The organism is Enterobacter cloacae complex sp. IR5401, from assembly GCF_049238425.1.
Lineage (GTDB): Bacteria > Pseudomonadota > Gammaproteobacteria > Enterobacterales > Enterobacteriaceae > Enterobacter > Enterobacter hormaechei_C.
This window is the reverse complement of sequence record NZ_JBMKHN010000004.1, coordinates 130,460-156,928: the sequence shown is the minus strand read 5'-3', so window position 1 is coordinate 156,928 and position 26,469 is coordinate 130,460. Positions and strand designations below refer to the sequence as shown.

Here is a 26,469-nt window from a genome sequence, read left to right as displayed (position 1 = left end):
TACTTCTTTTGCCATTTCATAAATAACATTAAAGTGATGGCGCAAACACATGAAAAATAAATACAGAAGGAAACACTATGGGCTCGGAACTCTCCAGACAATTAACCCAACGCTTTTTCCGCTATCTCGCCATCACCAGCCAGAGCGACCCGAAAGTCAAAACCCTGCCCTCCACCCCGGGCCAGCACGACATGGCGCGGGAGCTGGCGAAGGAGCTGGAAACGCTGGGGTTAGACGATATTGTGATTGATGAGTTCGCCACCGTTACCGCCGTGAAAAAAGGCAATGTTCCCGGCGCGCCGCGTATTGGTTTTATTACCCATATCGACACCGTCGACGTCGGTTTATCCCCGGATATTCATCCACAAATATTAACCTTTACGGGGGATGATCTCTGCCTGAATAAAGAGAAAGATATTTGGCTGCGCGTAAAAGAGCACCCGGAAATTCTGGCTTATCCTGATGAGGAGATTATTTTCAGCGACGGAACCAGCGTATTAGGCGCAGATAATAAAGCGGCCGTCACCGTGGTCATGACGGTGCTGGAAAACCTCACCGCTGAGCACAACCATGGCGATATTGTGGTGGCGTTTGTGCCCGATGAAGAGATTGGCCTGTGCGGCGCGAAAGCGCTGGATTTAAAGCGCTTCGACGTCGATTTTGCCTGGACCATCGACTGCTGCGAGCTGGGCGAAATTGTTTACGAGAACTTTAACGCGGCGGCGGCTGAAATTCGCTTTACCGGCGTCACGGCGCACCCGATGTCCGCCAAAGGGGTGCTGGTCAATCCGCTGCTGATGGCAACGGATTTCATCAGCCATTTCGATCGCCAGCAAACCCCGGAATGCACCGAGGGGCGCGAAGGTTATATCTGGTTTAACGGCATCCAGGCCGGGCAAAACGAAGCGGTACTGAAAGCCAACATTCGTGATTTTGACAAAGACGGTTTTGCCGCCCGCAAGCAGCGAATTGCCGATGTGGCGGCGCAAATAGCCGCGCAGCATCCCACGGCAAACGTGGACTATCGCATTGAAGATACCTACAGCAATATCAGCAATGCGATTGGCGAAGACCGCCGCGCGATCGACCTGATGTTCGAGGCGATGGAGTCGCTCGGCATCACCCCAAAACCGATCCCCATGCGCGGTGGCACGGATGGGGCGGCCCTGTCAGCTAAAGGCTTGCTCACCCCGAACTTCTTCACCGGCGCCCATAACTTCCACTCGAAGTTTGAGTTTTTACCGCTGTCGTCGTTCGAGGCCTCCTGTCGCACGGCCCTGCAACTCTGTCTGCTGGCGGCGCGTTAAGCGGGCTTGCGTGCGAGCATGGTAGCGAAGCGCAGCTTGATACGGTTCCCGTTGGCATCGGTACGGTGGAGTTCCCCTACCTCTTCGTTGTACTTGATCAGCTCCCAGCCTTCGTAGTAGTTGCTCAGTTCACCGGGTTTGAAGGCAAACGGGAAGCCGACGGTGCACGGATAATCCTCCGTATCCATGGCGGCAACGATCAGGTTATAGCCGCCTGGTCTGGTGCAACGCTGCATATTGGCGATAAGACCAGGGATGGTATTCGCTTCGAGGAACATCAACACGACGGTGGAAAGAATAAAGTCATATTCGCCGTCAAAGGTCAGGTTGTTCAGATCCTTAATCGCCGTTTGCAGATTCGCGATCCCTTCCGCCGCCTTAATGCGCTCGATGTTATCGATGCTCATCGGGTTTTTATCCCACGCCGTCACGTCATAGCCGTTGGCAGCGAGGTAGAGGCTGTTGCGGCCATTCCCGCAACCCAGATCGAGCGTTTTACCCGGCTTAACAATGTCCGCGCTGAGCAGCACCTCTGAGTGCGTGCGGGTCAGCCCATATTTCTCAGTAAAGTAGTTTTCATCGACAGTCATTATTTTTCCTCAGATTGCATAAGCAGTGCCTTATCAGCGCGCACCAGAAGTTTGCCCTGCATCAGCAAGATAAAAGTACGGACCAGCAGCATCGCGATGATGACGTTGGTGAAAATAAACAGGGGAACAGCAAGGGCGTGAAAGAACCCTGACGGGCTACTTTGCCCAAGATGCAAACCGGTGGTCGCCAGCGCCGACACCCCGAACGAGAAGCTCCAGAACGACGCGTTGAACGGCTGCGACAGATACCACGGCATCAGACGCAGCATAAACAGGAGTTGCAACAGACCATAGCCGAAAAGCATTTTGGCGAAGGTGTCCGCTTCGCCGCCGTTGACGCTAAACCAGGCGCTACAGGCTACCAGGGCAGGCGCAAGCTGGATCCCAAGCGAGGTACGAAGCGCCGCGGGCAGTTCGCCCGCGCTGCGCAGGCGTTGCAAAATGACCGGCTCCAGGCTCAGCCAGGAAAAGACCCCGGCGCCAAGGAACACCAGCCCCGCATCGTGGAAACCCAGCGCACCGCAGGCCATCGCGCTGATAAAATTGTTCGCCACCGTCGGCAGATACAGTCCCGGCGTCGTGGCCTCTTCCGGATGCTTGCCGCGCCACAGCCCGGCGCTTTGCCAGGCGGCATACGCAAGCTGGATCATCACGCCCACACCAAACAACCCCAGCGCCACCGGGCGATACCACGGCACAAAGCCGATGGCCACCAGCAGCGTGGTGGCAGGAAACAGGCTGACAAAACTGCTCATTACCGGATGCCGCATCTCGGCCAGCACGCTATGTGGAAACCGTACCGCACGGGTAAGAAACGCCACGCTCAGAAGGAACCAGATCGTCACCGCCAGCGCCACCAGGATCTCGCCCGGCCAGCGCGTCACTGGCCAGATGGTGCTGGCATAACGCCAGGCGAACCCCATGCCTATGGTTCCGAGGACCATACCGAAATACCCGGCGGGCAAGTTAAGAACGCGTTGGTTTTGGTTATGCATTTTTTTTAAACTTTAAAATGTATTTTAAATGCCATTTTAAGGGGTTTCCTGAGCGGACGCCAGCACTTCGAAAAACCAAAAGTTTGCTACGTTTATTGAAAGGCTTTTCAGGGATAACACGATGACAAAATATCGACTTGGCAATGAAACGCGTCTCTGGCGCTGGCAGGACGGATCAACGCCGTGCACCACGCCTCTCAGACAAATTATTGCCGTGAAGGATTTTAACGATGTGTCCAGCGGGACTAAAGGCGGTTGGGTTGAGGATGAACACGCGCTCGCCCAGGACGGGGATTGCTGGGTTTACGATGAAAACAGCGTGGTGTTTGCCGGGGCCAGGATATCCGGTAACGCCCGCCTCACCCAACCCTGCATCGTAAGCCACCGCGCACACGTTGGCGGCAACAGCTGGCTTGACGCCGCAGAGGTGAGTCACGGGGCGGTAATAAGTGACAACGTCACCATTCAGCACTCCACCGTACGCGGGGAATGCCGTATCGCGGGTCACGCGCGGGTGCTGCATAACAGCCTGGTGATTGCAGCCAAAGGGCTAACACCCGACCGTGAGCAGATCCTGCAAATCTATGACCGAGCCACGGTCAGCCAGTCGCGTATTGTGCATCAGGCACAAATCTACGGTGATGCCATGGTGACCTGGGCCTTTGTTGAGCACCGCGCCGAGGTGTTCGATCGCGCCATTCTTGAGGGCAACGCGGTGAATAACGTCTGGGTGTGCGACTGCGCCAAAGTGTACGGCAACGCCCGTCTGCTGGCCGGTCTGGAGGAGGATGCCATCCCGACCGTGCGCTACAGTTCACAGGTCGCGGAAAACGCTCTCGTCGAAGGCAACTGCGTTATTAAACACCACGTATTAATAGGCGGCGAGGCGTGGTTACGCGGCGGGCCGATCCTGATTGACGACAAAGTGGTTATTCAGGGGCGGGCGCATATCAGCGGCGATGTCCTGATTGAGCATCAGGTGGAAATAACGGACGATGCGGTTATCGAGGCGCTGGAGGGTGACCGCATTCACGTCCGGGGAGCCAAAGTGATCAACGGCGACACGCGGATCACCCGGACGCCGCTGCTGGGGGCGCTATAGCGGGAAGATTCTGGCGTACAGGTTCACGTCATCGTAGCGACCGTTGAGCATTTCCGCTTCCCGCAAACAACCTTCGAGCGTGAAACCGTTGCGCTGCGCCACCCGGTTACTGCTCTGGTTATCCACGCGACACTTGATCACAAAGCGGCGGATCTCGCCGCGCTCAACGTAATAGCGCATAAACGTCTGGAGCGCCTGAGAATGAATACCCTGCCCCTGATGCGCCTCGTCAAGCCAGTAGCCAATGTACCCGGTCTTATTCGCAGGCTCGATCGCGTTGAAGGACAGCACGCCCACCAGCTCGTCCTTCATGAAAATCAGGAACATTTTGGCGTAACCGCGCTGGTGCAGCATCTGGTTGCTCTGCACGTTGCGGCGCGTGTCCTCTTCGCTGCCGACATGCTGCGCCCAGTCGAAGGCGGTTTGCAGCCAGGTTTTGTTTTTGATTACGAGGTTATGCAGATCGGTGGTATAGCGCTCTTCAACGGCGCGAAGCTCGATTTCCTGGTTAACGGGGATGATTTCTGAAGACATGGTGCCTCTTAATTGCCGGGTGGCGCTAACGCTTACCCGGCCTACAAATGCGTCCAGAGCAGGCCGAGTAAGGCGAAGCCGCCACCCGGCACAAACCCATAAAGACTAGCGCATGATCCGGTCGTCAACGTAGTTACGTTTGTCCGGCGCGGGCGGGAAGTACTGGTACAGCCAGGTCTCGCTGATGGCATCGCCCTGACAGCGCAGAAATAGGCGCATATCCACCGGCTCGGTGGAGTCAGAGGTTGGATACCAGTCAAACAGAATGCGATATCCGTCGAACGGCTCGACGTAGAGGATCTCCACCTGCTTCGCTTCACCGCTGGACAGGGTGATCACCGACTCAATGCCCTTCGGTGCGGCGGCCTTCAGATCGCCCCCGACGAAATCAATGGCAAAGCGACGGGCCCACACTTTCGGGTAATTTTCACCCGGCGCCCAGCCCTCCGGGAAGCCGCCCATACCGGTACGGGTGGCGTAGACATTTGCCAGCGGGGAACGCACCGGCGGCTGCGCGCTCCAGTAAAGACGGTATTTGAAGTCCAGCTCATCACCCGCCTGCACCGGTTTCTCTGGCTGCCAGAAGCAGACCACGTTATCGAGTGTCTCGCCGGTTGTCGGGATCTCCATCAGAGCAATGGAACCTTTCCCCCAGTTGTTGCGCGGCTCGACCCACAGGCTTGGCCGCTTGTTATACCAGCCCATGACGTCCTGGTAATGGGAGAAGTCACGGTCAAGCTGCAACAAACCAAAGCCTTTCGGGTTTTTATCCAGGTAGGCGTTAAATTGCAGCTTTTGCGGGTTGTTCAGCGGTCGGCAGATCCACTCCCCGTTACCGCGCCACATCGCCAGGCGGTCTGAATCGTGGATCTGCGGATGAATGGTGTCGCACATGCGGCGTTCGTTGTTACCGCAGCTAAACATGCTGGTCATTGGCGCGATGCCAAGCTGCTTGATGTCTTTGCGCGCATAGAGATGGTTTTCGACGTCCATGATCACCTGGCTCTTCTCGCAGTGGATCACAAACTTATAGGCACCAGTAATGCTCGGGCTGTCCAGCAGCGCATAGACGGTAAAGGTGGTATCACCCGGCTTAACGGTTTCAAACCAGAAGGAGGTGAAATCCGGGAACTCTTCCGGGGTGTCGGTAAAGGTATCTACCGCCAGCCCGCGCGCGGAAAGGCCGTACTGGTAGGTATCATCCACTGCGCGGAAGTAGCTCGCGCCCAGGAACGAAACGATATCGCGTCGCGCCAGTTCCGGCGCTTTAAAGACGCGGAATCCGGCGAAGCCGAGGTCACTCTGCCCTTCAAGCTGTTTGGTATCCACGCCCGTATCGCCATAGCTGAACAGCTCAGGCCGGAAGTGGATCTCACGCGCCTGAGAGGTGGTTTGATCCAGCGAGAACATGCGCACGCGGCGGCGGAATCCCATCCCCATATGGAAGAACTGGGCGTCCAGCTGACGGCCTTCAATGTTATTCCACAGCGACTGCTTCTCATCGTAACGGATGGCGTTGTACGCCTGCGGCGTCATGGTGGCCAGCGTTTCCGGCAGTGGACGCGGCGCACCGCCCCACGGGGTTTTCGCCAGATCGTGCGCCATGGATTGCAGAACAGAGAAGTCAAAGCGACGGCTCTGACCGTCGGCAATGTCGGAGTCAGCAGCATACGCCGCCTGGGAAAACAGAGAAGCAAGGCCAGAAGTGCCGCTCAGGGCAGCCATTGCCAGGGAACCTTTGAGAAAACGTCTGCGATTCATGCCTGAGAAAACGTCCTTATGGTCGTGTGAATGAGTTTCGCGCGCAGCGAAATGACGGCAAGAAAGAACGCACAGCCTAAACAAAAACGGTTAAGAATCCAATTGTTGGCGGGTGATTATCTGAACAAACCGAGAAATATTTTCTGTCGACCAGAACGGCCTGAAAAAGGGGTAAAGTTATGTATAAAAATGTCCCGGCTGGACATCGACAGCCGGGACCAACGAGGCGGTTATTTTACGCTGACATCGATACCCGGGAAGTACTTATCAGCCAGTTTAGCGATCGTGCCGTCGGCACGTACTTTATCAATTGCGGCATCAAGCTGCTTTTTGGTGGCCTCATCCCCCTTACGCAGCCCAAAGCCGATCCCACTGCCGAGGATGGTGTCGTCGGACACCGGTTTGCCGATAAAGCCAAACCCTTTACCCTGCGGCTTACTGAGGAAACCTGCCTGCCCGGCCGCTGACATGACCAGCGAGGCATCGATGCGGCCATTCAGCAGATCTCCCCAGGCCATATTCTGATCTTTATAAGACACCACGGTGACACCGTGCTTTTCCCAGTGCTCTTTGGCGTAAGTTTCCTGAATTGAACCCTGAAGAACGCCGATGGTTTTGCCCTTCAGCCCTTCGGGGGTAGCCTCTACCGCAGAACCGGCTTTGCCCACCAGCTGGGAGGGAATGCGATAGATGGGCTGGGTGAAATCAATGCTTTTGCGACGCTGTTCGGTGATGTTCATCGCCGAGTTTATGGCGTCGAACTTTTTCGCCACCAGACCGGGGATCAGCGCATCAAACGAGGTTTCAACCCAGCTGCACTTCAGCGCGGCGGCTTTACAGATGGCATTTCCCAGCTCTACGTCAAACCCTTCCAGCTCCCCTGACGCATTGCGGCTTTCAAACGGTGGATATTCCGCTTCCAGCCCGTATCGCAACTCGGTGGCGGCAAACGACGAGAATGAACACAACAGTCCCATGCCGACAACTAACGCGTGTAATTTCATCTCAAATTCCTTAACGTGGTGTAACCCGACAAAGGGCCTGGGCACCTGCCCGTAACGTCGCCTCATCTTTCGCAAAAGAGAGACGGATTAACTTATTGTCCGTGCCATCGGCATAAAACGCCGACAGCGGAATGGTGGCAACCCCGTACTCGACAATCAGCCTTTTCACCATCTCGCTGTCGCGCTCGTCGCTAAAGCCGCTGTAATCCGCCAGCAGGAAGAACGAACCGGCACTTGGTAGCAGCCTGAACGGTGAGTCGGCGAGCAAACTTTGCAGCAGATCGCGCTTGCGCTGATAAAACGCCGCCAGCGACAGCCAGGTTTGCGGATCGGTCATGTGTTCGGCAAACGCGTACTGCATCGGCGTATCGGCCGAGAACATTAAAAATTGATGGACTTTACATATCTCATCCATCAGTTCCGCGGGTGCCACACAATAACCCACGCGCCAGCCGGTGACGTGATAGGTTTTTCCGAAAGAAGAAATAATCACGCTGCGCTCCGCCAGCTGCGGGTGCGTCGCCATTCCGTGGTGCGGTTCGCCATCAAAAACGACGTGCTCATACACTTCGTCAGACAAAATGATGATGTCGGTGTGGCGCGTCAGCGCTGCCAGCTGGTGCAGATCGGCGGCTGAAAACACCTGTCCGCTCGGGTTGTGCGGCGTATTGACGATGATCATCCGCGTGCGTGGGGTTATAGCCGCCCGTACTTCATCCCAGTTCACGGCAAAATCCGGTACCGTCAGTTTAATGGCAATCGGCGTCGCTCCTTGCAGACGGACAATCGGCGCATAGCTGTCAAAGGAGGGCTCGAAATAGATCACCTCGTCTCCAGGATGAACCAGCCCGCTGATGGCTGAGTAAAGCCCTTCGCTGGCGCTGGCGGTCACCAGCACCTCACTCGCCGGGTCATAGTGTGTGCCATAGAGCGTGGCAATTTTGTCCGCGATGCGCTCTCTGAGCGGTTGCAGACCGGTCATGGAGGCGTACTGGTTATACCCTGCCTCCATGGCGCGGGTCACGCCGGAGATAAGTTTTGGGTCGCAGGAAAAATTCGGCGCACCCTGAGAAAGGTTGATGGCGTTATGCCGGGCTGAAAGCTGGCCGATAACGGTAAAAATGGTGGTTCCTACATCGGGCAATTTGGATCGTGTCTGCACCGGCGTTTTCAAAGTCATCCTCTGTCCCTTCTCGTGGTGAATGCATAACTATTCAAACAACAACTTCATTGCCGGGACAATCGAATTGTTGTCATAATAGCCATGACAAAAATGCATAGCTAAGGTGAGATATGTCGCGTCGTTCATTTCCGCTTAATGCCGTAGAGACGTTCATCGTGACCGCGCGTCACCTGAATCTTACCCATGCCGCGAAGGAGCTTTGTCTGACGCAGGGGGCGGTAAGCCGTAAAATCGCCTCGCTGGAAAGCTGGTTCGGCTTCCCGCTGTTCGAGCGCCATGCCCGCGGCCTGCGTCTCTCCTCACAGGGAAGCGCCCTGCTGCCGGAGCTGCAATCTGCCTTTGAGCACCTGCTGAACGTTGCTGAACAGGCGCGAACGCACCAGACCGTAATCCGTCTGAAAGCGCCTACCTGCGCGATGCGCTGGCTGGTGCCGCGTCTGCTACAGGTGGAGCGCGAACAGCCGGAACTCCAGATTGCGCTGACCACCACCACCGATCACAACGTCAATTTCAAAACCGAATCCTGTGACGCGGCGATTGTGTTTGGGACGCACATGAGCGCCGGCGATCTGCTGTTCGAAGAGGCCTTAACCCCGGTGATGAGCCCGCTACGGGCCGGCTCTGCGCTGGAAGCACTCACCTTCCTTCACCCCACGCGGGACAAAACGGACTGGACGCTGTGGCTGGCGAAACAGCCGGGTCCGCCGCCAGCTATGCTCAAAAATCAACACTTCGAAACCATGGATCTCGCCATTACCGCCGCCATTCAGGGACTGGGCATCGCCATCGCGGATGAAACGCTGGTGGAGGAGGACGTGCGCGCCGGACGGCTGATGCGCCCTTTTGACACGAGCATAAAAACGGGGGCGAGCTACCGGCTGGTATTACGCGACGCACCCGGCCCGGAAAACGGGCTGGATGCGTTTCGCGCCTGTCTGCTCAGTCGAGGCTGACGTGGTGTTTCATCACCCGTTTGAAGAGGCTCATACGGGCACGCATGAAGCGGTTTTCAAGCCGAAAACCTGCATGTTTATTCACACCAATACGTAACAGCACGTCCCGCCCTTTCCGGCAGGCGGGCCAGCGCGTGGGCCCTGCCAGGCTATCGCGTGCCCCCGCATCCCGGGCGAAGCTCACCCAGTAGTCCGCCACCTGAGCGGCGAAGGCCAGATCGCGTTCATTCACATACTGCCGCGAAGGTTCCACCTGTCCAAGGGTATCGAAGACGTAGGGCACTTCGTTGCCGTGCCAGGCGCCGTTGATGTACGTCGCGTGCTCTGCTTCGGCCACATAATCAAACCAGTATCGCCAGCACAGGCCGCCCGCCCGCTGCTGGGCCTGCATTACCACGTATCCCATGGTGGTGAAGGCCATGTCGCGGCATACCTGCCTGCCAAGTTCCTCATCGCCCTTCACGCCAGGATAAAGCAGCTTTATCAGCCCCAGGCCAAAGCGCCGCTCACGGCGGAGCTTCTGGATCTGCCCGGCCAGATCGACCCCGAATACCGACATCACGCTGGCTTCGTCGCTGTTCGACCCAATCATCACCGGTACAGGATGCTGGCGGGCCGCGAAGAAAACGTCGAGCATGGCCTCAGGCAAAACGCAATCCCCCACGATGGGCGCAGGGGCGATATTCAACGGCGAGGTCAGCGGCCAGAACGCCTCAGGCGGGATCGCGCGAAGCTGTTCCGCGGTAGCATTGTGCAGGCCGAAATGGGCGGCAATCGCTTCGCCTTTATGCAGGGCCTGCTCGCGCGGGGTGTCGGGCAGCGTGTACCCGCTTTGCACAATGGCTTTATGGAACAGTCCTCCTGCAAGCGGGGAAGCCATCAGCGACAGCACGCTGCGCGCACCGGCCGACTCGCCAAATACGGTGATGTTCTCAGGATCGCCGCCGAACGCGGCAATGTTATCGCGCACCCATTCCAGGGCCTGGATCTGATCGAGCAGTGCGAAGTTATGCACCACGCGCTCTTCCTCCCCCTCCAGCGCCGGATGAGCAAAAAAGCCGAGGTGGCCGAGACGGTAATTGATCGTCACCACCACCGTGCCACGCTTCGCCAGCGCCCTGCCGTTATACGGAGGCAGCCCGCCAGCGCCGAGGGTAAATCCTCCGCCGTGCAGCCAGACCATCACCGGAAGCGGATCGGCGCGTGCCACTGGCGACCAGACGTTAAGGTACAGGCAGTCTTCAGAGAACTGGCCGGGATCGCCGCCGCCCAGCTCCTGGCAGCTTTCGCTGCTCTGCCAGCTGGAGGCGGAGAACGCCGTCGCCGGACGCACGCCATCCCAGCGTGCAGGGGGACGCGGGGAGCGCCAGCGCCACGGGCCAACAGGGGGTGCCGCATAGGGAATGCCACACCACACATGGGTATCGCCTTCAGTAAAACCAATCAGTGCGCCCTGGCGCGTTTCAACCACAGGGGCAGAGGGATTTTCCATACCAACCTTCTTTTTCCATCACACCCTTGCAGAGTAACGGTTTCAGAGCAAACCGCAACGCTGTTTGCTGCGCACTTCCGCCTCCTCGTAAAGCGAAAACTCGTCATACACCGCACAGCCGAGCGCGGCTTCGAAGGCATTGCGGCTGGCATTGCCGTGGCTGCGCGCCTGCGTTTCATTGCCAAGATTCGACTGGAAGATCCCCGCCGCGCTGACGGGCAGAAAATCCTCGTAGGTGATGGGCTGTGCCACAACCCAGCCGCGTTCGATCAGCGGCTGCGGATCGTCGCCGGGACGAAATGCATGACGATGCGCCTCACCTGTCGGGGTCAGACGGTAGCGGAAATAAGCCAGCCCCTGACGGCGCAGGAACATTTCACTGTCCGGGAAGGCGCTGAAGATTTCGCGCAGGTGAAGCTGGTGGGTCAGGTTGTCTTTGCCGGTCCCGGCCTGGTTTAACAGGCTGTCGTACAGCTCGCGCCCTTTCGGCGTAAGCGCCACGCCGCGCTGCTCAATCTCACCGAAACGCGCGGTATGTGTGCCCTTGTGTTCCCCCGCGAACAGCACCGGCTCCTCCAGCGCCTTAAAGCTGGTCTGACGCAGGAGGATCGGCACCTCGCGGCGCGGCGGGCCTTCAATCAGGATTTTCGGCTCGATGCCGTACTTCGGCATTAGCTCCTGCACCCGGTCGATATCCAGCGTGCGCGGCGTGAGATGGTTGATGTGGCACCCCGGGAAACAGACCACGTCGGCAATCAGGCGATGTTCGTTGCTCAGCGCCAGATAGGTTTCCTGATCGACCGTCGCATGGCGATGCCAGCGGAAGGTTTCTAAGGCTTCCTGCACAAATTCGCGCGCCTGTGCCTCGGTAAAGTGTCCCTGCGCATCATGCAGGTCGATCAGTTCCAGACAGCGCGGCGTAAAGATGTTGCGCCGGGAGAGGATCTCCGCCGCCCTTTCGCGCAGCGCAACGTTTTCAATCAGCTCCAGGCGCAGCAGCGAGGTAAAAATGCGAAACGGATTACGGCAGAGCGCCGCATCGTCTGTCGGACGAAACGCCGTCGAGTGGACGGGCACGCCCGCCTGGGAGAGATCGTAGTAGCTGACCGGGTACATGCCCATAATGGCGAAGATCCGGCGCAGGGTGGAAAGCTCCTGCGCGGTGCCAACGCGGATCGCACCGTGACGTTCAACATTCAGGCGCGCCAGTTCGTCTGCGTTCGCCAGTTGTTCATGTAAAAGTGGGTTATTTTCCAGAACCGCCAGGTTAACGTCCGCCACCAGTTCCAGCAAGGTGCCGTACTGCGGAACTTCCTGCTGGTACATCGCCGACATAGCCTGCGAAAAGTGTTCCCGAATATCATCAGCCGTGATGGTGTTCGCCATGATGTCATGCCTCCAGTGAATACTACCTGGAGTGTAGAGAAGCCCGTTCCTTTCGTTGGGAAGAATTTACGAATTGTGATCCAGGCAGACGAGTGGTCAAAGCGTGGGCATTTTCGAAAAACGGTTGTAACTCAAACAGATCAAATGTTAAAAATATTTTGCTATCAGGTTATCAAATTCAAACATCTTAACTTGTCACCCGCGTCGCTCTGTTTTTAACATCGCCTATGGAAAAAAATGGTCTGTTCAGTCAGCGCATACGCTTGCGCCATTTGCATACTTTTGTGGCCGTCGCTCAACAGGGAACGCTGGGGCGAGCGGCTGAAACCCTTAACCTCAGTCAGCCTGCACTCTCCAAAACGCTGAACGAACTGGAACAGCTTACCGGAACCCGCCTGTTCGATCGCGGCCGTCTGGGGGCTCAGCTTACGCTCGTGGGCGAACAGTTCCTGACGCATGCCGTTAAAGTTCTCGATGCCCTCAATACCGCCGGTCAGGCGTTAAACCGTAAAGAGGAGCCGGCCAGCGACATCGTGCGCGTGGGCGCGCTGCCAACGGCGGCGCTGGGCATACTGCCTGCGGCGATCGGCCAGTTCCACCGTCAGCAAAAGCACGCCACGCTTCAGGTCGCGACCATGAATAACACCATGCTGCTGGCGGGCCTGAAGTCAGGCGAGCTGGATCTGGGCATTGGGCGGATGTCCGATCCGGAACTGATGAGCGGCCTGAACTACGAGCTGCTGTTCCTGGAATCGCTGAAGCTGGTCGTGCGTCCGAATCATCCCCTGTTGCAGGACACCGTGACCCTGAGCCGTGTGATGGAGTGGCCGGTGGTGGTCTCACCAAAAGGAACCGTTCCGCGTCAGAATGCGGAAGCGTTGCTGCAAATGCAGGGCTGCACGCTGCCTTCCGGGTGTATTGAAACGCTCTCGGCGTCGCTGTCGCGCCAGCTTACGGTGGATTATGACTACGTATGGTTTGTGCCGTCCGGCGCGGTGAAGGACGATCTGCGACGCGGCGTGCTTACGGCGCTGCCGGTAACATCGCCCGGCGCGGGAGAACCGATTGGGATCCTGACGCGGGTAGATGCCCCGCTCTCTGAAGGTGCCCAAACGCTGTTAAGCGCCATTCGTAAATCAATGCCTCTCTGACCATAAACGCAGAACCCGCCGCGAGGGCGGGTCTGTCTTACTCAGAACGTTTCCCAGTTATCACCTGAGACGACCGCCGCCGGGGTTAAAGGCGCGGGTTTCGCTGCGTTTGCAGCGGCTGGAGCCCGTCCTGCACGCGCCCCGTTGAGACGAAACGCGCCAACGGCTTCCGTCAGACGTGCGCCCTGCTCCTCCAGCGAAGCCGCTGCCGCAGAAGCTTCTTCCACCAGCGAGGCATTCTGCTGCGTCACCTTATCCATCTCGGAAATCGCCTGGCTCACCTGAACGATGCCGCGGCTCTGCTCATCGGACGCCGCTGCAATCTCCAGCATGATATCGGTGACGCGTTTAACCGCCTCGACGATTTCATTCATGGTATTGCCCGCTGCAACCACCTCCCCGGAACCCTGATCGATAAGCGACACCGATTCATTAATCAGGCTTTCAATCTCTTTCGCCGCGTTTGCGCTGCGGCTTGCCAGGGTGCGAACTTCACTCGCCACGACCGCAAAGCCGCGTCCCTGTTCACCCGCACGCGCCGCCTCGACCGCCGCGTTGAGCGCCAGAATATTGGTCTGGAACGCGATGCTGTTAATCACGGCGGTAATTTCAGAGATCTTCTTCGAGCTAGTGGAAATATTACCCATGGTTTTCACCACGCCGGAGACCATCTGCCCCCCGCGGCTGGCCTTCCCGGAGGCATCTTCTGCCAGTTTACTTGCATGATGCGCGTTATCGGCGTTCTGTTTCACCGTCGCGGTGAGCTGCTCCATGCTGGCCGCCGTCTGTTCAATCGCCGCCGCCTGCTGCTCAGTACGGGAAGAGAGATCGGTGTTACCCGCGGAGATCTCGCTGGTTCCCCGGTAGATCTCCTCCGCCCCTTGCCGCACGGTGCCTACGGTGGTCACCAGCGCGTGCTGCATCGTTTGCAGATCGCGCGTAAGGCGGCCAATTTCACTGCGCCCGGTCGGTTCGTCCGGCATGGTCAAATCGCCTTTCGCGATATTTTCGATACGCGTAGCGGCTCGCTGGAGCGGGTTTATCACCGTACGGCGCAGCACCACAAAGGTGATCACCGCCAGCGCCAGCGCCAGGCCAAACGCGCCGAACATAAACATCAGCCCCAGCCGGGTGCGGGTGTGAGCCTGCGCCGTCAGCGCGTTGGCGCGTTCGGTGCGGATTTTTATCGCCTTCAACAGCACCGCGTTATAGGCATCGTCCAGCGGACGCGCGGTCTCATTTTCGTGGTTAATAATGGCTTCAAACATGCCGTTTTTGGCATATTTCAGCATCGGCTGCATACCGGCGATGTAGGCGTCATAGCGGGCTTTCAGATCGCCGTCCAGCGCTTCATCAGCCGGTGTGCGAATAGTGCGCTTCATATAGGCGGCAAATCCATCCTGCGACTGCCTGATGCGGGTCTCAGCCTCAGCGATGTTTTGTTTCATCGCCTCCATCTCCGCGATACGGCTCGCCGCCCCCGCGTGGATCATGTTGATACGGGCGGTGCGTAAATGGTTGGAACTGTTTGACAGCCCGGTGCGCACCTGGATTTCTGCCGTAACATCCTGCTGATCGTTATCGGCCTGGAGCAGGAAATAGCCTGCCAGACCCGAGCTCAATGCAAACAGGAGAATAATGCCACCGAGAATGGAGGAAAACAGCGGAACCAGCCGGATGTGGTGCAAGAAACTCAGCTTATGCTGCGCCTGCATCGATGTTGTGTTGTCCATGACCGTCGACTCTCTTATAGGTAAGATGCGTAAAAACACGCCTGTAAAAGAGTCATCGGCACGGCGTAGAATTAGATTACGGTTAAAAGCGCCAGACAGGTCACACTTTAGAAAAGATCAGGGAAGAAATGCCAGCGGAAAAAACCGCTGGCAGAATAATCAGTTGTCGCCGAAATGGATAACGGTACGAATAGATTTTCCTTCGTGCATCAGATCGAAGGCTTCGTTGATCTGCTCCAGCGGCAGGCGGTGCGTAATGAACGGGTCGAGCTGAATTTTACCGACCATCGCATCTTCAACCATGCCCGGCAGCTGGGTACGGCCTTTCACGCCGCCAAATGCCGACCCGCGCCATACGCGCCCTGTCACCAGCTGGAAGGGACGGGTTTTGATCTCCTGACCCGCGCCGGCCACACCGATAATGATGCTCTCGCCCCAGCCTTTGTGGCAGCACTCAAGCGCTGAGCGCATCACATCGACGTTGCCGATACATTCGAAGCTGAAGTCCACGCCGCCGTCGGTCAGCTCAACGATCACCTCCTGAACCGGTTTGTCGTAGTCTTTCGGGTTGATGAAATCGGTCGCGCCCATCTCACCTGCGAGCTTAAATTTTTCCGGGTTGGTATCCACAGCAATGATGCGGCCAGCTTTCGCCTGTACCGCGCCCTGGATGACTGCCAGACCGATCCCGCCGAGGCCGAACACCGCCACGGTGTCACCCTCTTTCACTTTCGCCGTGTTATGCACCGCGCCGATACCGGTGGTGACACCGCAGCCGAGCAGACAGACTTTATCCAGCGGGGCCTGCGGATTCACTTTCGCCAGTGAGATCTCGGCGCACACCGTGTATTCGCTGAAGGTGCTGGTCCCCATGTAGTGATAAATGGGCTCGCCGTTATAGGAGAAACGGGTGGTGCCGTCCGGCATAAGACCTTTACCCTGCGTGGCGCGCACGGCCTGGCAGAGGTTAGTTTTGCCGGATTTGCAGAACTTACACTCGCCGCACTCTGCGGTGTAGAGCGGGATCACATGGTCGCCGGGCTTCAGGCTGGTGACGCCTTCACCCACTTCCACCACCACACCGCCCCCTTCGTGGCCGAGCACCGCCGGGAATACGCCTTCCGGATCGTCACCGGACAGGGTAAACGCATCGGTATGGCAAACGCCGGTGTGGGTAATTTTGATCAGCACTTCGCCTTTCTTCGGCGGAGCAACATCAATTTCAACGATTTTCAGCGGCTGGCCTGGGCCGAACGCGACAGCTGCGCGAGATTTCATGATGTCTTTCCCTTGTTGTGAGGTGTGTGGATTTATTTTAGATAAGAGCGCAGTAAATGGCCGACTTCCGCCATCCGCACAGCCCGCTGATCCGGGGTGGTCTCCCCCGTCACCAGCTCATCTTTGAGGTGAATTTCAACCATTTCCCCCATCAGGCCATTGGCAGCGCCGCGCACGGCGGCGATTTGCTGCAAAATGGCGAGACAGGGATCGCCCGATTCCAGGGCGCGTTCAAGGGCATCAACCTGGCCCCGAATGCGGCGGACGCGGGTCAGAATACGTTTTTTATCTTCGGGTGAATGCGGCATACGCCCTCCTGATACTATAGGGGGGTATTGTATCCTTCATGGGAAGTTAATGTAAACATTAAGTTTTATGAGGGTATCAGGTATCATGTAATTTATAGTGTGTTTCTTTTCTTAACTCGAACATCTGAACTAAGCTATGACACATTCTGTAAAAACATAGTTGTAATAAATACCGTCGTATCCGCATTTTTGAAGGTTTCTGCATTCACGCAAATTCCCGTCCCCACCAAAGACTGTAGGTTTCTTAAGAATACAATGAGGAATAGACTAATAGGCGATAGTTAACATTTTTAAATGTCAAATGCTTTTTATGATTGAAAACTTTTATTAAGGGCTTTTAATGAGCATTTTCTTAAGACGAAGTATATATGCATTATGCAAAGATAGTTTATTTTTCTTTCTTCTTAGTTTGGTTGTATTGATACCTTTCAATTTCCTTAGTGATAAATATACTCAGGAGATAGAAACTATCATTGAAGAACATATGGCCCCTCATTCTCTTGCAGCAATGCTTGTAATAGCAACGTCTATTACGTCTCTGACACTTCGATTTGTCGGCAGCATAAATGTCAAGAAAAAATATAATAAACTCATATATACACTCATTATTTTCCCTGTTATCAAAGTAGGGAAAGCGTATGCTTCTACGATGGTCGGCATGATGACAGGGTTAACCTTAATATTATCCTTCTCTGAAGGTATATCAAAAACAATAATGCCTTTATTTTTCATTGTTTGTATTTCTATGTACTGGTTTCTTTTTGAAGCGATATTGTATGTTAGTAAAAATGGCCTGCCATCAAACGTCAGTAAAAAAACAACAAATATTTTATTGCTAATAATAGTAATTATAATACCCGCAGTGTATTTCTACATTGTATGAAGTAGCTATCAATGAATTCAAAACCAGATGGCCATACCTAAAAATTGCGGCCAGTTTTAAACTCAAGTTAAGATCCGTATTGAGCAGGCAAAGGAGATCACTATAGCCTGTCTGTACAACTGCGGCCGCGGTGTTATTGGCCTTGCGGCATTTAGCACTTAAACACATGCTGGTCACCAGCTGCTGACTTAGCCACTCTTTCTTCGCCTGCCAGCTCGGGTGTGGAGAAGCGGAAATGCTGTATCTGGAATATTCGACCTGCTTCAACGAGTTCTATGTTGAGCAGCTACAGCTGTTTAACGAGCGGTTGGGGTTTACCCTTAACGTCTCTCTCAGAGATGGTGCAACCATATTTAGGGTTTACCCCCACCTCGACCAACCCTATTTAGCTCAAAATGTTAAAAATCCGCACTTATATGGCACATTGTGAACAGAAATAACATTCTCGTCACCTAACATACTCGCTACAAACAAAATGGTGGTGTTAATGATTGTACTAAAGAGCTTTTTATTCTTCGTTGGCGCGGCGGCCGCTTGCGCACTTATTGTACTTTGTCTTTGGGTTGATATGCGGTTTGTCGGCCATGATATTCCGGAATTATCACTGACCGAAATTATGCAGGAAACGGTATTAGCGAGTATTGTCTTTCTCCATTTTCGTCTGGCGAAAATGTACGAATCCATGCGTTACTGTAATATTCTGGTGGGCGGATTTTTCCTGACAATGTTAATTCGTGAGCTGGACGCGCTTTTTGATCTCATTTCTCATGGGAGTTGGGTGTGGTTCGCGCTGATTACCGCTGTGCTGGCGTTAATTCGCCCCGTTATGCATTTTCGTGCTACCCTGGAACAGCTGGCAAAATATACCCAATCCCCCTGGTACGGTATTCTGTTGAGCGGCCTGCTGGCTGTACTGGTCTTCTCCCGCCTCTTTGGAATGCAGGTGCTGTGGCACGCCATCCTGGAGCATGGCTATATGCGTGTCGTGAAAAACGCCGTGGAGGAAGGTTCGGAATCGTTCGGTTATATGCTGTGCCTGGCCGCATCCCTTGGTTATTACGTTACCTTTCCCGCTCGCGCACGACAAAAATAATCTCTTCGCACTGCGTAGAGAGACGGCGAGGGAAATAGTGATCAACAACATCCTAAGGACGTTAGGGTTGTCATGTAAGAAAGACATATCCTAAAAAGGGGCAATCAGGCGTCGATTTCAGCGAATTCTCGCTCACGCCTGAAATCAGCGTCTATCCTTAGACTATCAACAAAAGGAGGCTGGAATGTCTGATTTCGACACTGATAAAAATGCACAATACGCTGGCGATAAAGCCAAAAACAAACTTGATGAATTATCCGGCTCTGCGCAGCAGCAGTTTGGTGAATTCGTTGACTCCCCTAAACACCAGGTGAAAGGTGCAGCGAAAAAATATGCTGCCCAGGCCAGTGATGCCGTCTCGGATGTTACTGAAGCCGTCAGAAATAACCCGTTAACGGGCTTAATCGCTGCGGGTGCGGTAGGTATCGTTCTGGGACTTCTGCTGGGACGTAAATAATTTCAGGCCCTCCGGGGCCTTTTCTTTTCCCCCTCTTTCCTTCTCTTCCCCCCCTAATCTTGATAGTTCTCCTGATAAAAGCTCAATCCATACGAAAAAGTTGTACAATTTTGATGTACAGATTTGACCATATAGTATAAATTCGATCCCAGTGATGTTACAAAATTGTTTGTTAACGGTGGAAAATTATGCGTCGCAACCATGCTCCCTCTACAGCAGAAAGCGCTATAACCTTGTATTTTAACAAGGATAACGTCCCAACACAGCAGGAAACCCTTGGTGCCATCGTCAGTGAGATCATCAAAGAAAATGTACAACTGAGCAGAATGACAATTTGTACAAAGCTGTTGCGCAGAATTGAAGAATCCACGTCTGACGTTGAGAAAGCGCACTACAACGGTTTGATAGCCCTCTTCTTCGAGCGTTAACCTGAACACTGTTTTTTAACTTACTAAGTTAGTCATGCTGAGTGAGAATAGAGCTTCTGAATGCGATGACTAACCCCATGCTACAGCCTGCCGCGTGTAGCAGAGTGAGATTGAAGGTATGCATAGAACTAAATTTGAACGACTTAAGGATGACCTTATCGGTGAGGCCGTATTATCCATACTGAAAGAGAACGGACCTATTACCTTTGTGTCTCTTGCTAATCGCCTGCGGGCGATGGCTAACGTTGAATCAAATGATGAACGTAAAAATGCATTGATTGCCGCTGAAGATGAAGTGCGCCAGCGTGTAACCGGCGTCTCGCACGACCGGGGAAGAGTGATGGGCAATTATGACATGGGTCGCATGCGATCTCTCTTTACTCACAACACGCTTTTGACCCCAGACAAGAAACACTAATTTTAACCGAAACGGTGACCACCATGAGTAAAGCGATTATGCAGCAGACGTATAATTTTGAAGCCTTGCACGATAAAGGACTGGCGGAACATTTTCTTAATGCAGGAAAACATCTCAGTGGTGAGGTTGAAGTGTTGGGCTCGGCAATACGCTGTATTATGCTGACCGGTGACAATCTCTCTAATAAAGAGATTATCCTGCAACTGATTCACGCCCTCGAAATTACCGAGGAGCCCGAAGCCTGCGATGTCATTCGAAATACGCTTGAAATTGTTGTCGGTTTTACGCGCGATGATATCTGATAACAGATTATTGCGCTGGTGAGTGACTGTTTTTGCTGGTGGTAGAAAAGTTTCTCTGTCGTACCACCAGCATAGTGAACCCATTAACTAAATAGCCGTACCATTCGATCAAGCTCTTCTTCTTTAACCGCCCGGGAAAGATAATATCCTTGAAAGCGTTTAACACCTAACGCGACAAGTTTTTCAAATTTTTCTTCGCTATCGACGCCTTCCGCAACGCATTCCCTTCCCGTCATGTCGCTATATATCTGTATCGCTTTAATAATGCTATAGTCATTGTCGTTAGCAACAAAGTGCTCAACTATATCGCGGTCAAGCTTCAATCCATCAACATTAATCTGTCGGATGGGTAACATAGCGTAATCTCTGGAAAAGCAATCATCCAGAAACAGCCGACACCCCTCGGCGCGTAAACGCTGAAGAGTGACAGGAATATTTGGATCCTTTGTCACATCAATCGCTTCAGCTAATTCAAAGACAAGTTTCCCGGCCCACTGCGGCTTCAGTAACATCTCAACGGCTTTTTTCGCCATTCCCGGCAGCGCGTTCCCGGTAGCCAGTGGAGGCGGAATATTAACCGAAAAATAATATTTCCCATTGTATCTGTTGATACCTGACACGGCCGCGTGGATGACTAACGCCGTCAGCTTGAGCCATATTTCGCCATTTTTCACCCCACCCAGAAATTGGGCAGCCTTCAGAACCTGACCGTTTTTATGCCAGCGCAGCAGAATTTCAAAGCCTACTCCTTTTTTATCGCCATCGGTAATAATTTGATAAGCCGCAAAGATTTCCCGCTTATGTAACGCCTGCAAAATATCAATTTCCGCATCCGAAAACCCCTGCGGATTATTTTTTACTGCACAGACTTCATCTCTGAAAACACGTGCATCGCTAAACCACACCCTGATAAGATATAATTTATCCAACCCCACTTTTCTATGGGTATAAATGGTTTTATCTGACAACCCTAACCTCGCAGACTGCTCTTTTATCGAAATACCCCGATAAAAACTCAGCAATACGGTTAATTCGCGCTTTGTTAAACCATTCAGACTTTCTTTACCTTCTTTCTCGGGTCCATCACGCAATATGCGTGACGAATCGGTATGCACGTCATAAATGTTGTCTGCACAGTCCATTACGTCTGAAATATTCGCTATCCTGATCATCGATAACGATTTGGTATTATTAACGAGACTACACAACGTGGCATAAAGCCATCTCTCTGGTATTGCGCCATACAGCGTCACGCTACAAATAACCGGCAGCGCATTCAGCACCGATACCAACTGCTTCAGGCTTTCAAGAAAGGCAGCGACGTCGCGACCAAGAAAAACAGCAACTTCAGGTGGTTGATTTTGCATCATTTTCTGAACATCACCTGAGCAAACCTCATCCTCTTCAAAATGGAGCCGCGTGGCGTTTACGCCACGTGACTTCAGAAGCAGGCTATACCCCTCGAAGGTGAAACCGCAGGCTGAAATAACAAACCGTTGCTTGTAGCACGTACCTTGTATAAAAGGTAAATTTTGAGACATAACCTGCTCCTGAGAATGCAAATAGTATTCCCATCTGTAATTAAAGCCAATACTCTTTGTCGCATTGAATAATTTTACCGCACCCTGTTTGGTTAATAAACCGTTATCAATGTTATGCACAGGAACATTTTTGCGTTAATCAACCGACTCATCCATATGCAGCATAAATATTACTTTCTTTTCATATAACGACAGTAAATATGCATTTCTCGAGGTATAATGAAAATTCCGAAAAAGAAGACCGGACACTTCATCTTATCGGCCCAGACAAAAAGAGAAAATGCTATGGATAATCACATCTCATCCAGGGCTTTGCTACATCGAAGGGATGTCATTAAAAACAACCCGCGATTTGGTGAAGCTATAACAGAACACTACAGAATTAATGATGCCATTTATAAAAAACAACCCTTGTTCTACAAAACGATGCTTCAGGAATCACGCTTCAACATAATACTGTCCATGTGTTGTTTTGTTTTTGGCAATCAGGCTGAGTCAGTTTCAGAGATTAAGGCGCTATGCACCCGTTATAATATCGCCAGCCCTAACAGTGTTATCGCGATCATTACCATACTTAAAACTACCGGGCGAATTAAGACCTGGCGCTGTAGTGAAGATCGCCGAAAAACAAAAATTGCGCCGACGGAAAAAGGACTCGATGAGCTTAAACGCTATATGTCCGGGGCGTTTACGCCTGTCAGCATTCTTTATCCGGCATTCAACATTAATGTTAACCTTCTGGACAATGACATTCTGAGGCACAACTTTTTCCGGCGCGCCGCAGAGTACCTTTTCCGCGGATTAACATTCAGGAAAGTGCTTCCGGAGGTGGGTTTATTTATTGATAAGGATGGTGGACGAATGATTATGCTCTATCTCTATTTGCAGGCCATTAAAAACAAAACAGCACACGGTGCCATAATAGCGTATTCAGCCAGCACGCTGGCAAAAGAATTTTTCGTCTCGCGTATTCACGTCAACCGCATTATCAAATCGGCGCAGGAGGCAGGTTATCTTAAAGATCGCGGCGATGGCCGGATGTCAATTTATCCGGCCTTTATCGAGCTTGTCGAAAATTATGCCGGATTATATTTTGCGTATGTCACACATTACATCAATGTGGTACCAAAAGAACGACGCCATGCTGTCAACATGACGCCTACACTCTGATCTGACGGGCGTTCGGTTTGCTGAACGCCTTTCTTACCGCTCGCGCAGCGCCTCTTTTGCCTTATTCAACGGTTTCAGCAGATAATCAATGACGGATTTACTGCCGGTTTTGATATCAACTGTGGCTATCATGCCCGGGAACACCGGGAACGCCTTGCCCTGCCTGTTGGTCAGATGGTTACTGTCTGTACGAATATAAACGCGATAATAATAAACATCCCGTTTCACCTCGTCCTGAAGGGTATCCGGGGAAATCATCGTCACCTCCCCTTCCAGCCCGCCGTAGATCGAGTAATCATAGGCGGTGATTTTCACCAGCGCTTTTTGCCCGGGATGGATAAACGCGACATCGCGCGGCGAGATTTTCGCTTCTATCACCATCTGGTCATCAAGCGGTACCAGGCTCATCAGTTTGCCGTTCGGCGGGATCACCCCGCCCACCGTCGTCACGTCAATATCCTTCACGATGCCACGCACCGGCGCATTAAACGTTAAGCGGGTGAGTGAATCTTCGCGTCCTTTCATGACCGAACGCTGCGCCTCTATTTCTGCGTTCGCTTTCGCCAGTTCTTCGCGGGCGCGAACGTAGTACTGGTTTTTCATCTCGGTGATTTTGCTCTCCAGCTCATTTTTTTGGCGTTCAAGGCGTAAGACTTCGACCTTACTGGCCGCCCCCTGCGTCACCAGCGGGCGCGTTAATGCCAGTTCACGCTGCACGAGATCCGCTCCCTGGCGTAAACCCGCCAGCCCTTTTTCAAGGCTTTCGCGACGTGACTGATAAAGCGCCGTTTCCTGTTTGACCAGCTCAACGTCGTCATCCAGCTCTGCCGGGAATGTCAGCCCGGTGTCGTTCACCTCAGCATTCAGACGCGCGGCCGTCGCCATTGCAGCGTTTAATCGAGACTCGCTCTCCAGCACGCTGGACTCGGTTTTCGTCCGGTCCAGTTGGGCAAGCTGTTGACCACGCTCGACGATGTCGCCTTCGCGCACCATCAGACTGTGAATAATCCCCCCTTCCAGGGACTGGATCACCTGCTCGTGGGAGGACGGGATCACCTTGCCACTGCCCGTCGTGACCTCATCCAGCTGGAACAGGCTGGCCCAGGTAATAAACACCACCAGCAGGGCAAACAGCGACCATGCCACCAGCGACGAACGCGGCAGGCGGGGCTCCTTCAGTCGGCTATTAAAGCGGGAGAAATCATTCATGCCACGCCCTCCGTTTTCAGTTTAACCGTACGCTGCGGCGCCTGCTGCGGGGCCATTCCGTGCTGGCGTAAAATGGCATCACGAGGGCCATCCATCACCACTTTGCCGTTTTCCAGGACGATGATGCGGTCAACCAGGTCCAGAATCGGCAGGCGATGCGTCGCCACCACCAGCGTCCGGCGCTTACCGAGCCACTGGTGCAGATGCTGGATAAACTGCTTCTCGCTGACCTCATCCAGCCAGGCGGTGGGTTCATCCAGCAGCAGAATATTCGGCGAGGTGATCAGCGCGCGCGCCAGCAGCAGCGCCTGACGTTGCCCGCCGGAAAGCCCCGTTCCGCCCTCGTTGATGATGGTGTTTAGCCCCATTTTCTGCTTGCGCACAAACTCCAGCGCGCCGCTGTTGACCAGCGCCTGATGGATTTCCTCGTCTGTCGCCAGCGGATTACCCATCAGGATGTTGTCGCGTACGGAGCCGAAGAACAGCCGCGCCTGCTGGCTGAGCAACTGCATATCGCGGCGCACGTCGGCCGGGTCAAGATGATTGAGAGCAATATCGTCCAGCAAAATGCTGCCCTGCTGCGGCTCCTGCATTCCCGCGAGGAGGTGCAGCAAGGTGCTTTTCCCCGAACCATTCCGCCCGAGCACCGCCACGCGCTCCCCGGCGCGAATGCGTAGTTTGCTGATATTCAGCACGGTGAGCTTCTCTTCTTCGTCGTAATAAAACCCCACGTCGTCCAGCAGATAATCACCGCGCAGGTGGGCTTTATGCACCTTCTTTCCGTGCTGGGGATCGTCAATCGGGCGCTGCATCAGGTCATCCAGTCCCTTGCGGGCCACCTTTGCTGACTGCCAGCGGGAAAGCACGCCAGAAATTTGCGACAGCGGCGCAATGGTCCGGGACGCCAGAATCGAGGTGCCCACCAGCGCACCGGTGGTCATGTCACCGCTGATGACCAGGTAACACCCCACCAGCAGCACCACGGCGTAGACGATAGATTGCACCTCCTGGGTCCAGGTTAGCAGCAGCCCCGTCAGCCAGCGCTGCTTCATGCCGACGCTGGCGGCAACGTCATTGGTGTTATTCCACTGGTTCTGGAACCGCTGCTCAGCGCGCATCAGCTTGATGTCCTCAAGCCCCTGCACCGCTTCCACCAGCGTGGCGTTGCGAATCGCCGATTCACGCATCCCTTCGCTGGAGAGTTTCCCCAGCGGGCGCTGCACCAGCAGGCCAGGAATAAGCAACAGCGGCACGGCGAGCAGGACCACCAGCACCAGCGGACCACCAATCATCCACAGAATGAAGACGAACAGCAGGAAGAACGGCAGATCGGAGAGGGCCGCAATGGTCGTCGAGGTGATCAGCTCGCGCACCGACTCCAGCTCGCGGATCTGCGCGATAAACGATCCGGTTGATTTCGAGCGTGCGCCGTTTTTAATCCGCAGCGCGTGGGCAAAGACGCGTTCAGAGATGCGCAGATCGGCGCGCTTCCCCACCACGTCAGAAATGTGCACGCGCAGCATGCGCATGATGAATTCGAACACGATGGCAATCATCACGCCGCCAAACAGCACCCACAGCGTGGCTTCTGACTGCGACGGTACCACCCTGTCGTAGACCTGCATGGAGAAGACCATGCCGGAAAGCGCCAGCACGTTGGCGACCAGCGCCACCAGCATAATATCGCTGTAACGACGCCAGTCTTTCAGCGCCAGCTGCCAGAACCAGTTTTTCTCATAGGGTTTGATGTAATCATCCACGCGCGCATCCGGCGTGGACTCTAGGGGACGCAGCACCATCAGCCCCTTTAACCGCGAACCGAGATCGTCCCGCGTCAGCGTTGTCTCCAGGCCGCCGTCGCCGCTAAACTGCACGCTGACGTTCCCATCGTTGTCCATACGGTTGATGACCGCAATTTGCCCGCCGGTAAACTCCGCCAGCAGCGGTAAACGCCAGGGATCGAGCGATAGGGCTTCCGCCGCCACCCACCGCATCCCCAGCCCAAGCTGGCGCGCCATCTCCTCCAGCACCAGCTGGCGTGGCGACTGGCTTTCATGGTTAATCGTGACCCGAACATGCTCCGCCGAAAAATCCAGCCGATAATATTTCGCGATGATGAGCATGCCCTGCAACCAGGGTTCGTACTGTGGATGTGTCTTCATAATGCTACGTCCTGTTCAGGGCGATGATT

25 protein-coding genes are annotated in these 26,469 nt (G+C 54.3%); 11 read left to right on the top strand and 14 right to left on the bottom strand.

Features of this window, described 5'->3' with window-relative positions; all coding sequences use genetic code 11:
* The first annotated feature begins 77 nt into the window (after positions 1 to 77).
* Complete coding sequence (gene pepT, locus ACOTX1_RS08185; protein ID WP_263521971.1) at positions 78 to 1,307, top strand: peptidase T; 1,230 nt, start codon at positions 78 to 80, stop codon at positions 1,305 to 1,307.
* On the opposite strand, the gene tehB is transcribed toward pepT, so the two are convergent.
* Together tehB and tehA are read right to left on the bottom strand one after the other, a co-directional pair.
* Positions 1,304 to 1,897, bottom strand: coding sequence for a tellurite resistance methyltransferase TehB (tehB, locus tag ACOTX1_RS08180; RefSeq protein ID WP_023314132.1), 594 nt, complete (start codon positions 1,895 to 1,897; stop codon positions 1,304 to 1,306). The genes pepT and tehB overlap by 4 nt on opposite strands.
* Positions 1,897 to 2,892 (bottom strand): dicarboxylate transporter/tellurite-resistance protein TehA, encoded by a 996-nt coding sequence (gene tehA, locus ACOTX1_RS08175; protein ID WP_023314131.1) that lies wholly within the window; start codon positions 2,890 to 2,892, stop codon positions 1,897 to 1,899. Before tehA ends, tehB begins: the two co-directional genes overlap by 1 nt.
* 121 nt (positions 2,893 to 3,013) lie before the next feature.
* On the opposite strand from tehA, the gene ydcK reads away from it, so the two are divergent.
* Complete coding sequence (gene ydcK, locus ACOTX1_RS08170) at positions 3,014 to 3,994, top strand: YdcK family protein (protein ID WP_023314130.1); 981 nt, start codon at positions 3,014 to 3,016, stop codon at positions 3,992 to 3,994.
* Here the strand turns inward: ydcK and rimL are convergent.
* The 4 genes from rimL to ACOTX1_RS08150 form a co-directional block, all read right to left on the bottom strand.
* Complete coding sequence (gene rimL / locus ACOTX1_RS08165) at positions 3,989 to 4,528, bottom strand: 50S ribosomal protein L7/L12-serine acetyltransferase (protein ID WP_023314129.1); 540 nt, start codon at positions 4,526 to 4,528, stop codon at positions 3,989 to 3,991. The two genes, ydcK and rimL, sit on opposite strands and share 6 nt — an antisense overlap.
* Before the next feature lie 105 nt (positions 4,529 to 4,633).
* Positions 4,634 to 6,289, bottom strand: a complete 1,656-nt coding sequence (locus ACOTX1_RS08160; protein ID WP_032634169.1) for a glucan biosynthesis protein D — start codon at positions 6,287 to 6,289, stop codon at positions 4,634 to 4,636.
* Positions 6,290 to 6,519: 230 nt separating this feature from the next.
* On the bottom strand, positions 6,520 to 7,293 hold the full coding sequence (locus ACOTX1_RS08155) for an ABC transporter substrate-binding protein (RefSeq protein WP_023314127.1): 774 nt from the start codon (positions 7,291 to 7,293) through the stop codon (positions 6,520 to 6,522).
* Positions 7,294 to 7,303: 10 nt separating this feature from the next.
* Entirely contained in the window at positions 7,304 to 8,473 is a 1,170-nt protein-coding gene (locus ACOTX1_RS08150; RefSeq protein WP_023314126.1) for a pyridoxal phosphate-dependent aminotransferase, read from the bottom strand.
* Positions 8,474 to 8,586: 113 nt separating this feature from the next.
* Here ACOTX1_RS08150 and ACOTX1_RS08145 point away from each other — a divergent pair, with 113 nt between their 5' ends.
* Positions 8,587 to 9,429, top strand: coding sequence for a LysR family transcriptional regulator (locus ACOTX1_RS08145; RefSeq protein ID WP_022651173.1), 843 nt, complete (start codon positions 8,587 to 8,589; stop codon positions 9,427 to 9,429).
* Here ACOTX1_RS08145 and ACOTX1_RS08140 read toward each other — a convergent pair.
* On the bottom strand, positions 9,416 to 10,921 hold the full coding sequence (locus ACOTX1_RS08140) for a carboxylesterase/lipase family protein (protein ID WP_023314125.1): 1,506 nt from the start codon (positions 10,919 to 10,921) through the stop codon (positions 9,416 to 9,418). The two genes, ACOTX1_RS08145 and ACOTX1_RS08140, sit on opposite strands and share 14 nt — an antisense overlap.
* A gap of 42 nt (positions 10,922 to 10,963) precedes the next feature.
* Positions 10,964 to 12,307, bottom strand: coding sequence for a 2-oxoadipate dioxygenase/decarboxylase HglS (gene hglS / locus ACOTX1_RS08135; RefSeq protein ID WP_023314124.1), 1,344 nt, complete (start codon positions 12,305 to 12,307; stop codon positions 10,964 to 10,966).
* 227 nt (positions 12,308 to 12,534) lie between these two features.
* Between hglS and ACOTX1_RS08130 the strand changes: the two genes are divergently transcribed.
* Positions 12,535 to 13,458: a LysR substrate-binding domain-containing protein gene (locus ACOTX1_RS08130; RefSeq protein WP_003857247.1), complete on the top strand. Its 924-nt coding sequence runs from the start codon at positions 12,535 to 12,537 to the stop codon at positions 13,456 to 13,458.
* Positions 13,459 to 13,499: 41 nt separating this feature from the next.
* On the opposite strand, the gene ACOTX1_RS08125 is transcribed toward ACOTX1_RS08130, so the two are convergent.
* The 3 genes from ACOTX1_RS08125 to ACOTX1_RS08115 all read right to left on the bottom strand — a co-directional run bounded on the left by ACOTX1_RS08125 (position 13,500) and on the right by ACOTX1_RS08115 (position 16,777).
* On the bottom strand, positions 13,500 to 15,191 hold the full coding sequence (locus ACOTX1_RS08125) for a methyl-accepting chemotaxis protein (RefSeq protein ID WP_023314123.1): 1,692 nt from the start codon (positions 15,189 to 15,191) through the stop codon (positions 13,500 to 13,502).
* A 159-nt stretch (positions 15,192 to 15,350) separates the two neighbouring features.
* A complete protein-coding gene (locus tag ACOTX1_RS08120; RefSeq protein ID WP_003857251.1) occupies positions 15,351 to 16,469 on the bottom strand; it encodes an S-(hydroxymethyl)glutathione dehydrogenase/class III alcohol dehydrogenase in 1,119 nt (372 codons plus the stop codon).
* A 32-nt stretch (positions 16,470 to 16,501) separates the two neighbouring features.
* On the bottom strand, positions 16,502 to 16,777 hold the full coding sequence (locus ACOTX1_RS08115) for a metal/formaldehyde-sensitive transcriptional repressor (RefSeq protein ID WP_003857256.1): 276 nt from the start codon (positions 16,775 to 16,777) through the stop codon (positions 16,502 to 16,504).
* A gap of 340 nt (positions 16,778 to 17,117) precedes the next feature.
* Here ACOTX1_RS08115 and ACOTX1_RS08110 point away from each other — a divergent pair, with 340 nt between their 5' ends.
* The 6 genes from ACOTX1_RS08110 (at position 17,118) to ACOTX1_RS08085 (ending at position 20,358) form a co-directional block, all read left to right on the top strand.
* Positions 17,118 to 17,660 carry a hypothetical protein gene (locus ACOTX1_RS08110; RefSeq protein WP_023314121.1) on the top strand — a complete coding sequence of 181 codons (543 nt, stop codon included), beginning with the start codon at positions 17,118 to 17,120 and terminating at the stop codon, positions 17,658 to 17,660.
* 487 nt (positions 17,661 to 18,147) lie between these two features.
* Entirely contained in the window at positions 18,148 to 18,753 is a 606-nt protein-coding gene (locus ACOTX1_RS08105; RefSeq protein ID WP_023314119.1) for a hypothetical protein, read from the top strand.
* Between the two features lie 184 nt (positions 18,754 to 18,937).
* Positions 18,938 to 19,210, top strand: a complete 273-nt coding sequence (locus tag ACOTX1_RS08100) for a DUF883 family protein (RefSeq protein ID WP_003857263.1) — start codon at positions 18,938 to 18,940, stop codon at positions 19,208 to 19,210.
* Between the two features lie 188 nt (positions 19,211 to 19,398).
* The gene (gene ycgZ, locus ACOTX1_RS08095) at positions 19,399 to 19,638 is read left to right on the top strand and encodes a regulatory protein YcgZ (protein ID WP_003857265.1); all 240 of its coding nucleotides are present in this window, start codon (positions 19,399 to 19,401) and stop codon (positions 19,636 to 19,638) included.
* A 118-nt stretch (positions 19,639 to 19,756) separates the two neighbouring features.
* A complete protein-coding gene (locus tag ACOTX1_RS08090) occupies positions 19,757 to 20,056 on the top strand; it encodes a hypothetical protein (protein ID WP_003857266.1) in 300 nt (99 codons plus the stop codon).
* Between the two features lie 23 nt (positions 20,057 to 20,079).
* Positions 20,080 to 20,358, top strand: coding sequence for a biofilm development regulator YmgB/AriR family protein (locus ACOTX1_RS08085; protein ID WP_044596271.1), 279 nt, complete (start codon positions 20,080 to 20,082; stop codon positions 20,356 to 20,358).
* An 83-nt stretch (positions 20,359 to 20,441) separates the two neighbouring features.
* On the opposite strand, the gene ACOTX1_RS08080 is transcribed toward ACOTX1_RS08085, so the two are convergent.
* Entirely contained in the window at positions 20,442 to 21,899 is a 1,458-nt protein-coding gene (locus tag ACOTX1_RS08080) for an EAL domain-containing protein (protein WP_023314118.1), read from the bottom strand.
* 285 nt (positions 21,900 to 22,184) lie between these two features.
* Between ACOTX1_RS08080 and ACOTX1_RS08075 the strand changes: the two genes are divergently transcribed.
* Entirely contained in the window at positions 22,185 to 23,069 is an 885-nt protein-coding gene (locus ACOTX1_RS08075) for a hypothetical protein (RefSeq protein ID WP_032634546.1), read from the top strand.
* 33 nt (positions 23,070 to 23,102) lie between these two features.
* Here ACOTX1_RS08075 and ACOTX1_RS08070 read toward each other — a convergent pair whose 3' ends face one another.
* Complete coding sequence (locus ACOTX1_RS08070) at positions 23,103 to 24,278, bottom strand: HlyD family type I secretion periplasmic adaptor subunit (protein WP_022651165.1); 1,176 nt, start codon at positions 24,276 to 24,278, stop codon at positions 23,103 to 23,105.
* The gene (locus ACOTX1_RS08065) at positions 24,275 to 26,440 is read right to left on the bottom strand and encodes a type I secretion system permease/ATPase (RefSeq protein WP_023314117.1); all 2,166 of its coding nucleotides are present in this window, start codon (positions 26,438 to 26,440) and stop codon (positions 24,275 to 24,277) included. Before ACOTX1_RS08065 ends, ACOTX1_RS08070 begins: the two co-directional genes overlap by 4 nt.
* Between the last annotated feature and the right edge of the window lie 29 nt (positions 26,441 to 26,469).